12 protein-coding genes are annotated in these 12,883 nt (G+C 59.9%); 4 read left to right on the forward strand and 8 right to left on the reverse strand.

Annotated features, from left to right (window positions below):
- Nucleotides 1–39: 39 nt before the first annotated feature.
- The gene (locus tag HMPREF2878_RS03680) at nucleotides 40–399 is read left to right on the forward strand and encodes a hydrogenase maturation nickel metallochaperone HypA/HybF (protein ID WP_187403833.1); all 360 of its coding nucleotides are present in this window, start codon (nucleotides 40–42) and stop codon (nucleotides 397–399) included.
- Here HMPREF2878_RS03680 and HMPREF2878_RS03685 read toward each other — a convergent pair.
- From HMPREF2878_RS03685 to HMPREF2878_RS03710, 6 genes are all read right to left on the reverse strand, one after another.
- A complete protein-coding gene (locus HMPREF2878_RS03685) occupies nucleotides 396–980 on the reverse strand; it encodes a hydrogenase maturation protease (RefSeq protein WP_070566238.1) in 585 nt (194 codons plus the stop codon). The two genes, HMPREF2878_RS03680 and HMPREF2878_RS03685, sit on opposite strands and share 4 nt — an antisense overlap.
- A 61-nt stretch (nucleotides 981–1,041) precedes the next feature.
- Nucleotides 1,042–2,310 (reverse strand): Ni/Fe-hydrogenase, b-type cytochrome subunit, encoded by a 1,269-nt coding sequence (gene cybH / locus HMPREF2878_RS03690; RefSeq protein ID WP_083296836.1) that lies wholly within the window; start codon nucleotides 2,308–2,310, stop codon nucleotides 1,042–1,044.
- A complete protein-coding gene (locus HMPREF2878_RS03695; RefSeq protein WP_049193295.1) occupies nucleotides 2,307–4,055 on the reverse strand; it encodes a nickel-dependent hydrogenase large subunit in 1,749 nt (582 codons plus the stop codon). Before HMPREF2878_RS03695 ends, cybH begins: the two co-directional genes overlap by 4 nt.
- Before the next feature lie 13 nt (nucleotides 4,056–4,068).
- The gene (locus HMPREF2878_RS03700; RefSeq protein ID WP_016422185.1) at nucleotides 4,069–5,307 is read right to left on the reverse strand and encodes a hydrogenase small subunit; all 1,239 of its coding nucleotides are present in this window, start codon (nucleotides 5,305–5,307) and stop codon (nucleotides 4,069–4,071) included.
- A 333-nt stretch (nucleotides 5,308–5,640) separates the two neighbouring features.
- Nucleotides 5,641–6,459, reverse strand: a complete 819-nt coding sequence (gene hypB / locus HMPREF2878_RS03705) for a hydrogenase nickel incorporation protein HypB (protein ID WP_070566216.1) — start codon at nucleotides 6,457–6,459, stop codon at nucleotides 5,641–5,643.
- Nucleotides 6,460–6,475: 16 nt separating this feature from the next.
- Nucleotides 6,476–6,913 (reverse strand): hydrogenase maturation nickel metallochaperone HypA, encoded by a 438-nt coding sequence (locus HMPREF2878_RS03710; protein WP_306297366.1) that lies wholly within the window; start codon nucleotides 6,911–6,913, stop codon nucleotides 6,476–6,478.
- Between HMPREF2878_RS03710 and HMPREF2878_RS03715 the strand changes: the two genes are divergently transcribed.
- Complete coding sequence (locus HMPREF2878_RS03715) at nucleotides 6,870–9,284, forward strand: carbamoyltransferase HypF (protein WP_083308218.1); 2,415 nt, start codon at nucleotides 6,870–6,872, stop codon at nucleotides 9,282–9,284. The two genes, HMPREF2878_RS03710 and HMPREF2878_RS03715, sit on opposite strands and share 44 nt — an antisense overlap.
- Here HMPREF2878_RS03715 and hypE read toward each other — a convergent pair.
- Nucleotides 9,281–10,423: a hydrogenase expression/formation protein HypE gene (gene hypE / locus HMPREF2878_RS03720; RefSeq protein WP_070652867.1), complete on the reverse strand. Its 1,143-nt coding sequence runs from the start codon at nucleotides 10,421–10,423 to the stop codon at nucleotides 9,281–9,283. The two genes, HMPREF2878_RS03715 and hypE, sit on opposite strands and share 4 nt — an antisense overlap.
- Nucleotides 10,424–10,546: 123 nt before the next feature.
- On the opposite strand from hypE, the gene HMPREF2878_RS03725 reads away from it, so the two are divergent.
- Both HMPREF2878_RS03725 and hypD read left to right on the forward strand, forming a co-directional pair.
- Nucleotides 10,547–10,816, forward strand: coding sequence for a HypC/HybG/HupF family hydrogenase formation chaperone (locus HMPREF2878_RS03725; RefSeq protein ID WP_049172773.1), 270 nt, complete (start codon nucleotides 10,547–10,549; stop codon nucleotides 10,814–10,816).
- A 16-nt stretch (nucleotides 10,817–10,832) separates the two neighbouring features.
- Nucleotides 10,833–11,984: a hydrogenase formation protein HypD gene (hypD, locus tag HMPREF2878_RS03730; protein ID WP_070652868.1), complete on the forward strand. Its 1,152-nt coding sequence runs from the start codon at nucleotides 10,833–10,835 to the stop codon at nucleotides 11,982–11,984.
- On the opposite strand, the gene HMPREF2878_RS03735 is transcribed toward hypD, so the two are convergent.
- Nucleotides 11,985–12,848, reverse strand: coding sequence for an HpcH/HpaI aldolase/citrate lyase family protein (locus HMPREF2878_RS03735; RefSeq protein WP_070652869.1), 864 nt, complete (start codon nucleotides 12,846–12,848; stop codon nucleotides 11,985–11,987).
- Nucleotides 12,849–12,883: the final 35 nt, after the last annotated feature.

Genomic DNA, 12,883 nt, shown 5'->3' on the forward strand with positions numbered 1-12,883 from the left:
GTCCGCCTGCGCCTCCTTCGCGCTGAGTGCTTCGCCATAATGGTATCTGTGCATGAGCTTGGATTGTTGACCAGCGTGGTGGAAAAGATTGCCGAGGTCTGCCCGGGACGTACCGTGACAAAGGTGTCAATGCGTGTGGGCGACCGCTCCGGAGTCGTCTACGATTCCCTCATCGCCGCATGGCCTGTGGCCAGTGCCGCGACGCAGTGTGAGGGCGCCGAGTTAGATGCCGAGCTCATTGTCTCGACGGTCTACTGCCCCACCTGCGAGGCCGAGCATGAAATTGATGAATTCTATGCTCTAACCTGCCCTGTCTGCGGCACCCCAACTGCGGATTTGCGGCACGGCCGCGAGTTTGAAATCTCCAGTGTTGAGGTCAACGCTGAGGGCGAGAGTTAGACGTCGCTTTCGCGCTCGTCGGCAAGCCAGCTGTCGATGAGCTCGCGCGCAACCTCAGTCGCCTCCTCAATGCCGCCAAGTGCCGTGTTGCTGAGCCCCACCACCATGTCGGCAGACTCGTAGACCACTCCCACCACACCGACGCGCTCAGGCTCCTGTCCCAGCAGTCGCGCCGCGGTGAGCAAATCCAGCAAGCCGACCTGATGCGCGGACAGCTTTGCCGCCAATAGTCTAGGGATCTGGTCACCGACGAGCTTGACGACGGTACCGGGATCCCCCGGACCAGCGAGAGCGTCGAGCAACAATAGGTTCTTGGCCTCCTGCACGATGGGCAGCAACTCCATACCGCAGGTGCCACCATCGATGTAGGCAACCGCACCCGTCCATTCGTCCCCTCGCCCGGCGAGGTTCGCAGGATCATCGAGGTTGGAGGGCGACCAGACCAGATGCGCAGAATCCCCAGCCTGCGTTGTCTGCCCCATGCCTGCAGATTCCAGTTCTGGGGCAAGACGCCTCAGCAGCTCGAGACCAATGCCGTCGTCGCCCATGACGGGGTTGCCGATGCCAAGAACCGTCACCAACGGAGTGCCAGCATCAGCACCGGTGACTGCGTCGGACACCTTATCGTTACCCAATGATTTCCTATCCAATGCGTGGAGAGTCAACCGGTTGCGTGCCGCGCGGTAGCCAGACAGAGCCACCAATCATCGAGGACAGACCACCGTGGTTGTGCACCGCATCGGAGCGGATGACCAGGTAGACGTGAATGATGGCGAAGAGCCAAATCAGGTACATGATGATTGTGTGAATCAGGCGGAAGTAGCCGATGCCAATCCAGTGCGTCGGCATAGCCAGCAGCTGGAAGAACCAGTTGGACTGATCCATCATCGCGTATAGCGACAAGCCTGTGAGCATCTGAATGAAACACATCACATAAATGCCGGTGTACGCCAGCTGCTGCAGCGGATTGTGAGCGAAGTAGAACGGCCCTTCCTTGCGCAGGAAGAGGTAGTACTGCATCGTGTGCCAGAGGTCTTTAACATCCTGCTTGTTATAAATCGGCCATAGCGCACGCCATCGTGTTTGTCGGTCGTGGGTAACAAACAGCAGAATGACACGCCATAGCCCCACCGCGATCCATAGGAATCCGGCTAAGAAGTGCGCGAAACGGACATATCCCATCGCGAATCCCGCGGCCGAGCCGTCATAGGTGCGCTCAGTCAAATAGGGCTGCATGATGTACCAGCCAGTAAAGGTCATCACCAACATCAGCGCCAGGTTCAACCAATGTTGAACGCGCAGCGCCCATCCCCACAGGTGAACCTCGACCCACGAACCGGAGCCCTTCTTGTTCTCCGCAATGGCCTCGTCGAGTTTCCGCAGCCCCATTGCCACGAATCCTTCGAAGATGAACTCTCCGATGATATTTCCGTCTTTGTCAATGGGAGCAAGCGCGACGCCCATGCTGCGGTGCCCGCGACCATGGTGCATGTTCGCGTTACGACGAAGTAGAACGCCTTCCTCACGGGACATCGTGGATGCCTCAACGACCGCATTCAATTCACCGCGCATGATGGCGACATCGACCGTTTGATCCGCAATGTTGAGGCCGTGCACCTTGGCAATGGAGTAACGGCGGTCAGGCGTCGCCGGGTCGTAGGAATCCGGGGTCAGTTTCATCAGTGGCGTGCCGTCGAGGTGGAAAAGATCGTCACGACGACGACGCAAGCTGACCTTTAGCGCAAGGTCGACAGGATCGCGGGAGTCGTCCGGGACAATTGCTGCGGCCTGAATGACCTCGGATGGCGACAACCAGTGGCTGGTGTGTGCGTCAATAACCGCAATAACCAGGGGGTTGCCCTTGGAATCTTTTAGTCGCAGTTCCGGATTTTCACTCACTGGGGGTGTCATGCCGTCGTCACCTTAAACATTTCCTGACCAGCCGGATCCAAAATGTGGACTGCGCAGGCCATACATGGATCGAAGGAATGAATCGTGCGAAGTGGTTCAAGCGGCTGCTCGGGATCAACCAGCGGATGTGTGCCATCGCCAGCCAGCGCGTGCTCGTATGGGCCAAGCTGCCCCTTCGAGTCACGGCCACCGGCCAGCCACGTGGTGGGAACCACGGCTTGGTAGTTGGTCACCTTGCCATTTTCAATTTTGACCCAGTGGCTGAGCATGCCACGAGCGACCTCGAGGAAGCCCACGCCCTGGCACTTTTCCGGCCACGTGGTCGGCTCCCAACGGCTGTTGTCGAAGACATCGATGTCGCCGTTCTTCAGGGCCTCAACGAACTCCGGGAAAATGTGATCTGCCAAGTAATTGGCGGTGGTCACAGACTCCACAGCACGTGCGTAGGTGCGTCCCGCAGTGGAGTTCATCTGCTCAATGCGCAGGTCGAGCTTATCCATGACCTCGTCGACCAGGCGCATTGTCTCCGGCTCCTTCTGCAGGTATGCCAACAGCACACGAGCAACCGGGCCAACTTGAACAGCGCGACCGTCGTAACGCGGCGCCTTCGACCAGGTGTACTTTTCATTGTCCGACAACCACTCGTACGGCGGCTTCGGGCCGGTGTAGTTCACAGTTGTTTCGCCGTCATACGGCTTGAGGCCGACATCATCGCCGGCTTCCTGCGTATACCAGGCGGAGTTGATGAATTCCTCGATCTTTTCCGGCTGGAATGGGTGGAGCTTGGTGTAGTCACCGTCGAGAATGACACCGGGCTTGATGTCTGGATGCACGGTCTGGACACGGGACTTAGCCGGGTCGCCGGAGTAAGTGGCGCCGGCCATGCCTACCGCCAGGAAGCTGTCGGAGGAGCGACCGATGTCGAAGTAGTCCTTGTAAACGCTCATGATGGCGACTGCATCTGGGTAGAAGCAGTCATTGACGAACTCCACAATCTCGTCGATCCAGGACTTGATCTGATCAATGCCGACTTGGTTGACCGTCTCAGAGCGTTCCGGGTCGATGGAGCACGCCATGCCTCCGACCAGGAAGTTCGGGTGTGGATTCTTACCGCCGAAGACGGTGTTAATGCGGATGATAGAGCGCTGGAAAGCCAAGGCGTCGAGGTAGTGCGACACTGCCATCAGGTTGGCCTCAGGCGGCAAGCGGTAGTCCTCATGTCCCCAGTAGCCGCCGGTGAAGATGGACAGCTGGCCGGAGTCCACAATGCCCTGCACGGTCTCCTTGACCCGGGCGAAGGTTTCTTCGTTGTTGCCCTTCCACGTCGAGCCGATCGACTGCGCGAACTCAACGGTCTTCTTCGGATCTGCCTCGAGAGCCTTCGTGACATCAATCCAGTCCAGACCGTGAAGATGGTAGAAGTGCACGACGTGGTCGTGAATCTCCTGCGAGCCAATCACCAGGTCGCGAATACGACGTGCCTGCGGGGGCGGTGTCGAGCCAATGGCATCTTCGACAGCGGCAATGGACGCCACCGAGTGAGTACCCGTGCACACACCACAGATACGACCAACGAATGCCCAGACATCGCGAGGATCGCGGTTTTTCACAATGGTTTCGATACCGCGGAACTGAGTAGTCTCACTCCACGCGGTTTTGATCTGGTCTCCCTCGCGTTCCAGCTCAATGCGAAGGTGTCCCTCGATTCGGGTAATCGGGTCGATTACAACTTTTTCCGTAGCCATGTCCTATGCCCCCTTAGTTGTCCTTCGAATCGGATGCTGTCTCGCTCTGCGTGCCTGGTGCGTTTGAAGGAAGGTCGACCATCGGTGGCTTCCGGCCTTCCACACCACCAAACGCAGCCAACACCTTTTCTTCGCCGTTGGAGCGCCTTATCTTCAGTTCCTTCACCAGTGTGAGTCCGCCATGGACCGCGGCACCTGCGGCAGTGGCAGCCAGCAGTCCAACGCCGACCGTGTTCACGCTGGACTCCACTCCAATACCCGGGATTCCCGGCAGCTTGTCGTAGAACGGAGTGAACTGGTCGAAGAAGTCCTTCTCAGTACAGCCAATACATGGGTGACCAGCACCAATTGGCCAACCGGACTTAAGGTTCCACTGCACGATTGGGCATGGGCTAAACGTGGATGGCCCCTTACAGCCGACCTCGTAAAGGCACCAGCCGTTTCGTGCGCCTTCGTCGTCGAAGGTTTTCACGAACTGACCGGCATCGTAATGCGCGCGACGCGGGCAGGAGTCGTGAATACGCTGGTCATAGGCAAACTTTGGCCGCCCCTCAGCGTCGACCTCCGGTGTCTTGCCATAAGTGAGTACGTACGTCAGGGTGGCCGTAATCACCTCACCAATCGGCGGACAACCAGAGACGTTAATCACCGGCTTGTCCTTGATAATCTCATCGACACCCTTGGCACCGGTCGGATTCGGCTTAGCAGCCTGGACAGAACCCCAGACTGCGCAGGCACCAACGGCCAGGATTGCCGTGGCCTTCTCAGCAGCCTCGAGCAGCACCTGTTCTGCCGACTTACCGCCAATGGTGCAGTACGCACCGTTCTCGCCGGTCGGAATCGAGCCATTGACCACCAGAATGTGATCCTCGGCATTCATGTCGTCCAAAGCCTTTTCAGCCGCATGCCCGGACGGTGCCATGAGCAGCTCGTTGTAGTCCATCGAAACCAGGTTCAGCACCACATCTTCAGCAGTGGTGCCTCCGGAACGCAATACGGATTCCATACATCCGGTACATTCCTGCAACTGCAGCCAAGCCACCTTCGGCTTCTTTACAGCCGAGAGCTTATCTGCGATTTCCTCCGCCGAGGGAGTCAGTGACTGCGCCGCAGCCTCACCGACATTCGGAGTTCCGGCGGCAAAAATTGCCGCCATAGTGCCACAAAACTTCATGAAACTGCGCCGTGAGACACCAGCTCTAGCGAGGTTTTCGCCGAGGGTCCCTTCCTGCCAATTCGCGCCACTAATCATTTTTTCGCTGCGCCTTCTGCTTAGTTATTAGGAATATTGGTTTCGAGGTTTTACAACTACCAAGGCCCATTGCCTATACATGGCCAAGTATAGCGACCTAAGAACAACCTGAATAATGGTGCTGCGCTGCGGTTATAACAAAATAATATGCAAGATAAATGTTGCGTAAATATAGCTCCAGGTACAGGTAGTGAACGTGAAAAACCGCCGCAGATTACAGCGGGATATCACCTATCCCCCACTAAGGTGGAGCGAAGCGAGGGGGGGGTAACGGGGCCGTCGTCAAGCATGCCGTGACGCCCCCATTGCTTCACGACGGCCCCCGGCGCGCGCTTAATCAACCAGCGCAGGGTTGACCCAACGGAGCCATTCGTCGATGCCCTCCCCGGTCTTAGCGGAGACCTCAATCACCTTCACGCCTGGATTGACCTTTTCCAGGTTGGCGCGGAAGAGCTCCATGTCGAAGTCAAGGTACGGGGCAAGGTCCATCTTGTTGATAACCACCACCTGTACAGAGCGGAACATCACCGGGTACTTGACCGGCTTATCCTCCCCCTCGGTGATGGAGTAGACCATTGCCTTGCGAGTCTCGCCGACCTCAAACTCAGCCGGACAGACAAGGTTTCCCACATTTTCAATCATGACCAGGTCAAGCGTGGCCAAATCCAGCCCCTCGAGCGCGCGGGAGACCATCGGGGCGTCCAAGTGGCATTCACCACCGAATCCGTTGCCCGTGTTCAGCAGCGAAATCTGTGCCCCGTAACCCTCCAGGCGGTCGGCATCGAGAGCCGTCTCAATATCACCCTCGATAATGCCGACGCGCAGCTTTCCCTGCGCAGCCGCCAGTGTCTTCTCCAACAGCGCAGTCTTGCCTGAGCCCGGGGAGCTCATCAGGTTGATGGCTTCCACGCCATGTTCAGCAAGCAGCTCGCGATTATGCTCCGCGCGATGGTCGTTTTCGCTGAAGATGTCCTCGAGGATGGTCACGCGTTCCACGCCGGTTTCATAACCCGAATGGTCGCCGTGGCTAGTGTCATCGGGATCGGCGAGATGAACGTGGTCATGGCCGTGATGGTGGTCATGGTCGTGGTCATGATGATGGTGGTGATGGTGGTGTGCGTCATCGCCGTCATGCCGGTGGAAACGTCCCATGATAAAACCGTCTTTCCTACTTGTGCGTGTCGACGTCGATGTCGACGATTGTGAACTCTTCCCCCGAGATTACGCGTCCTGGCTTTCCGCACGTGGGGCACAGCAGGCCATCGAGTGGCCCCACCTGTTCGCGATGCCCGTGCGCGCATTCGACAACCGCAGGTACCCAGTCAATATCCAATTTCGCGTCCCCCAAACCGGTATCGTGACTGACGAAATCCCACGCGTATGAAAGGGTTTCTGGCACAACCTGCCGTAGAGCGCCTATCCGCAGGTGCACAGTGCGTACAGTTCGACCTTCGGCTGCTCTCGTGACAACCTTCGCTAACTGCATGCTCAACGCTACTTCGTGCACAATCTCCAAACTAGCAGTGCGAACGGACCCGAGCCGCTTACGTAAAGTTGAATGCATGGAAAAGGCAGGCGCGACCGGAGCGGGGATGGGTACGAGCATTCAACGCATTCGCTGGCGTATCGAAGGTATCGTCCAGGGGGTCGGATTCCGCCCTTTTGTCGCCACCATCGCCCGGCGCGCGGGTCTCGTCGGCTTCTGTGGCAACGATGAGCAGGGCGTATTCATCGAGGTAGAAGGCCCACCGGACGCCCTCGCTGCCTTCCGCAGCCAGCTTTTCACCGAACTGCCGGCGCTTGCCCGCATCATCAATCACTCCGCCGAGCACATCGCGACACTGGGCCATGAGCGCGAGTTCACCATCGTGCCCTCTCGCCACAGCTACTCCGGCCGCGCACTGCTTCCGCCCGACACTGCACTGTGCCCGGACTGCCGCCGTGAGTTTTTCGACCCTACCAACCCGCGCTACCTCTACCCTTTCATCTCCTGCACCAACTGCGGACCGCGCCTGTCCATCATCACTGAACTGCCCTACGACCGCCCGCGCACCACTATGGCGGCCTTTCCGATGTGCACCCCGTGCGAGCGCGAGTACACCGACCCTACCGACCGCCGCTATCACGCTCAGCCAATCAGCTGCTTCGACTGTGGCCCGCGTCTGAGCTGGCACGATGCAGGCGGCACCACCACCGCCACCTCCCGCGAGGAGGTTCTCGCGCTCTTTCGTCGCGCACACGCACTGCTTGACGACGGCGCCCTGCTCGCCGTCAAAGGTATTGGTGGTTTTCACCTGGTCTGCGATGCCACCAATGACGCTGCCTGCGAGAAACTACGGATGCGCAAACGTCGACCCGACAAACCGTTGGCGGTAATGGCCCCCACTGTTGACACCGCTGCCCAACTGGTTGAGTTAACTGAGCAGGAGAAGCGTTTCCTCGACTCCCCTGAGGCACCGATTGTGATTGCACCGAAGCAGCGGTCGGGGCCGCTTTCCAATCTCATCGCACCGGGCCTCGACAGCTTCGGGATTATGCTTCCGTACTCAGGCATTCACCTGCTGCTTTGCGATCGCCCGCTCGTGGTCACCAGCGGCAACCTCAGTGGCGAGCCCGTCTGTACCGACAATGCCGACGCGCTGAAGAAGCTCGGTCACATCGCCGACGCTTTCATCCTCCACGACCGCGAAATCCACGTACCCGTTGAAGATTCGGTTTTCATCGGCACCGCCCCATCGCGCCGGTCCCGCGGCTTCGCTCCCGTCCCCGTTTCAATCACGCCCACCGATTCTCGTAGCCACACTGGCCCTGGCCCTGGCACTGGCCCTGGCACTGGCCCTGGCACCAGCACCCGGAGCACGTCCCAACCCACCATTTTCGCGACCGGCGGAGAGCTGAAGAACACTTTTGCTATCGCGCATGGGGACCTCGCTCACGTCTCCGCGCACATTGGCGACATGGGGTCGTGGGCCAGCCAGAAGGCCTACCAGAGAGCAGTTGAACAGCTCCTTTCCATGCGCGACGCGACCCCGGATCTTGTCGTCTGCGATCTTCATCCGGGCTACGCCACTACCGCCTTCGCCGAACGCTTCGCCGCCGAGCACGACATCGAGCTGCTCGCGGTTCAGCACCACTTCGCACACGCGCTTTCGCTACTCGCCGAGCACCGTCTCCTTTCCCTGAACGCGGGCCGTGCCGTCGTCGCCACCCTCGACGGCACCGGCTACGGCACTGATGGCACCATCTGGGGCGGCGAGATCCTCACGCTCAGTCGCAGTTCCGCAAACTGGGAACGCACCTGGCACTGCCCCTCTTTCCCGTTGGTCGGTGGAGATCGCGCCGTCACGCACCCGTGGCGGCTCGCCCTCGGTCTCGCTCATGCTTGGGGGCTTGACGACGACCACCTCCTGCGCAATCTCTCCAACGAGCGCGAAGTAGCCCTGGTTAAAAGCCAGTTGGCGACGGGAGTTGGCACAGTGCAAACTTCTTCTCTCGGCCGCATATTCGATGCCGCCGCAGCACTGCTGCTTCCTCGCTGGCGCGGTGGCGGAGCCATCAGCTACGAGGCGCAAGCGGCCATGGAGTTGGAGGCAGCGGCGACTCGCTACGTGAGGTCACATGCGGAAGCGCTTGGAGCGGTCAGTTCAGAGACCAAGCCAGTGCCCTTCCAGGACGCCATTCGGGAGGCGGTAGCATCGCCTGACGCTGAGCAGGCCGCATTTGTGTTTCACGGTGGGGTCGCGGGTGTCGTCGGCAAGCGATTGGTGCAGGCTGCGGAGGAAGCCGGCACCGATGTTGTCGGCGTCAGCGGGGGTTGCGCGAATAATGCGCTGTTGATGGAGCTGCTGCGGCGCGAAGTTGCAGCTGAGGGCTTTACTCTGTTGCAGCATCAAATTGTGCCACCGGGCGATGGCGGCTTGAGTCTTGGTCAGGCGGTGGCCGGCCGCCTGCTGGCGGCAACGGGCATGGATGTCTAGCAGATGCGCGGCAGCGGGTCGCCGACCAACATGTCCACCATGCGGGTGCCACCGAATCCGGTGACCAGTACCACGGAAGCGGCGGGCTCGTCCTCGATGGAGCCGATATCACAAGCCTCGGAAGCCCCGGCTGCGTGGAGCGCACTGAGCGCTGCCTCGGATTGCCCGGCGGGGACAACGGCGACGAAGGTGCCTTCATTGGCGACGTAGAGCGGATCTATGCCGAGCATGTCACAGGCGCCACGGGTCATTTCACGGACCGCAATGGAATCGTCGTCAAGTACGACACCAAGACCGGTGCCACGGGCGAGCTCGTTGGCGACCGTGCCGAGGCCGCCACGAGTGGCATCGCGCATCCAACGAGTGCCGGGGGCAGCTTCAAGTAGTGCCTCGACCAGGCCGTTGACGGCACGGGTATCGGACTCGATAGGCGCGGCCAGAGCCAAGTCGCCGCGGGCGAGCATGACGGCCATGCCGTGATCGGCGATTGGACCGGAGACGAGGATGCGGTCTCCGGCCTCGATGTTTGCGTAGACAGATCCTTTCGTAGCGGCACCGGCGTAGTCGCCGCGGACCACGCCCATCCCGGCCGTGGTGATGTAGACCTGGTCACCTGCGCCCTTCGGCACAACCTTGGTGTCGCCGGCGACGATGCTCACCCCTGCGGCATCGGCAGCGACGCGCATACTCGCCACAATGCGGCGCAGAGTCGCAATCTCCAGCCCCTCTTCCAGAATGAACGATGCGGTCAGCGCCAGGGGCCTGGCTCCAGCTACCGCCAGATCGTTAATCGTGCCGTTGACGGCCAAATCCCCGATGTCGCCGCCCGGGAACTCGATGGGATTGACCACATAGGAGTCGGTGGACATTGCCAACCGCGCCCCACCATGTGCAGAAGCTGCCGCAGCCTCGACGACGGCTTCGGCAGCGAACAGCCCGGAGTCGCCACCCTGCCCTAAAACTTCATTGCCATAGGCGTCGAAAAAGACCTGTTCAACCAGAGCTGCGGAGGCCTTTCCACCGGAGCCGTGTTGCAAGGTGACGTAATCGTCGAGAAGCCTGAACGGACGTGCCCGAACGCGACCAATATTGGTGTTTACCTTGGCTTCGTTGGTGTTCAGACGATTCTTCGGCTGCATGCTCACTATCCCTAACTTCACAGCTGGTGGCGGACAAAACTGCTTGCGTCACTCGTCCTTCGAAAACGAGGTTCGCTGCCTCTGATGGTAGTCTCGATAAGTATTGCAAACGAGGAGAAGCGTATGTGTCTTGGTGTCCCTGCCGTCATCACAGAAGTCCACGATGCTGCCCGTGCAACAGTGGAAATTGGTGGCGTCGCACGCATGATTTCCACCGATTTACTTGTTGACGAGAACCTCACCGCCGGTGACTGGGTTCTCGTACATGTCGGTTTCGCCATGAGCAAGATCGACGAGGAAGAAGCCAGACTTTCGCTCCAGCAAATCAAACAGCTAGGCGGCGACACTTACGAGGATGAGCTGGAATCCTTCTCATCGTCACAGATCAACTGAGGGGCTGGACGGCACCATGAAATACGTTGACGAATTCCGCGATCCCGCCGCTGCGAAGAAGCTGCTCGCACGCATTGAACGCGAGGCCACCAAGCTGGAGAAGCCCATCGCGCTGATGGAAGTCTGTGGCGGGCACACGCACACCATTTACCGTTACGGCTTGGAAAACCTCCTACCCGAAAACATCGAGCTGATCCACGGGCCCGGCTGCCCCGTCTGCGTCATCCCCATGGGTCGCGTCGACGATGCCATTTGGCTGGCACAGCAGGAAGACGTCATTTTCACGACCTTCGGCGACATGATGCGTGTGCCGGGGTCCGAAACGTCGCTGATGCAGGCACGTGCGCGCGGCGCCGATGTGCGTTTTGTCTACTCGCCTCTCGACGCGCTGAAGATCGCCACCGACAACCCCGATAAGCAGGTCGTTTTCTTCGCCGTCGGGTTCGAGACCACCGCCCCGTCGACTGCCGTGACCGTTGAGGCCGCACGCCGGCAGGGCGTGGAAAACTTCTCCGTGTTTTCCAACCACGTACTTATCGAGCCGCCGCTGCGCGCCATCGTCAACGGCGGCGAAACCAAGGTTGATGGGTTTATCGGCCCAGGCCACGTGGCCACCACCACCGGCACGGACGCTTTCGAGTTCCTGCCGCGCGAGTTCAATCTGCCAGTGGCGGTCACCGGTTTTGAGCCATTGGATGTGCTCCAGGCCGTCGTCATGCTGCTAGATCAATTCGTCAGCGGCGACGTTGCTGCCGGTAAGTCGCGGGTGGACAACCAGTACGCGCGCGTCGTTCGCTCCTCCGGCAACACCACCGCGCAGAAACTTATGGACCGCGTCTTTTCCCTCCGCGACACCTTCGAGTGGCGTGGCCTCGGCTGGATTGAAAACTCCGGCCTCGGCATCTCTGAGGAATACGCGGTATTCGACGCCGAGCGCCGTTTCCAGGTGCCGGGGCGCCGTATCCCAGATCCCGTGACCTGCGAATGCGGCTCTGTGCTCACCGGCCACATCAAGCCCTGGCAGTGCGCGGTCTTCGGCACCGCCTGCACCCCGGCGACCCCCATCGGCACCTGCATGGTCTCCCCCGAAGGCGCGTGTGCGGCGTACTACAACTTCGGCCGCATCGATCGGAAGGTCACCGAGAACCTGGCGAAATCCCGCCGCTAGTTACTCCGTCATTCCCGCACGCGCGAGCGCTGCCACCGCCTGCTTTACGACGGGCGCGTCAATCATCTCGCCATCGAGCTGAAAGGCGCCAGTGTGCGTACCTGCGTGATCGATAATCTTCCGGGCGCGGGCGAGCGTTGCTTCCGACGGCTTATATGCCTTGCGCACCGGCGGCACCATCGCCGGGTGGATGCAGGCCGTAGCCAGGAAACCACAGCCCACGGCATCGAGAGCCTCTAGGTACTGGCCGCGCTCATCGCGAAAGTCAGTATGAACGGCATCAATGGCGGCAATACCCGCTGCAGCTGCATGCACCTGAACGAGTGCACGAGCCAATCGCTGCGGATCGCGGTAGTGGCGGCGAGGGTTTTCATCCACACTCTGACGCGAGGACGCCCCACCGAGTTCGGCGGTCAGGTCTTCGGCACCCCAGAACAGACCCACAACGTCCGGGTGCGTGGCAATCTGCTGGATATTAATCATGGCCTGCGGGGTTTCAATCATCGCGATGATCTTCAACCCTTCGAGCTCTGCGGGAATGGAGTCTCGAATCTTGGGCACCATGACGATGTCGTAGTCACATGTACGGGCAAAGGCGACATCCTCCGCGAAGGTCGGAGTCCCAGGACCGGTAATCCGAAGAATAGTCACCTCCGGGTCGAGCGGATTGTTGATGATGTTCGCACGTGCCTGCTCGTGATTGTCAACGGCAGCGCCATCCTCCAGGTCAATAATGACCATGTCCGATCGTTCAGCAGCTTTCTGGAAACGTTCCGGACGGTCAGCCGGGGCGAAGAGTAGCGCCGGGCCAGAGGGAAGCCAAGGGAAGGTCTGTTCACCATCGAGGGAGCTAAAGCCTGTCATAGCTCCTAACCTAATTGAAAACTCGAATCACCTTC

The organism is Corynebacterium sp. HMSC065H09 (assembly GCF_001812845.1).
Classification (GTDB): Bacteria; Actinomycetota; Actinomycetes; order Mycobacteriales; family Mycobacteriaceae; genus Corynebacterium; species Corynebacterium jeikeium_D.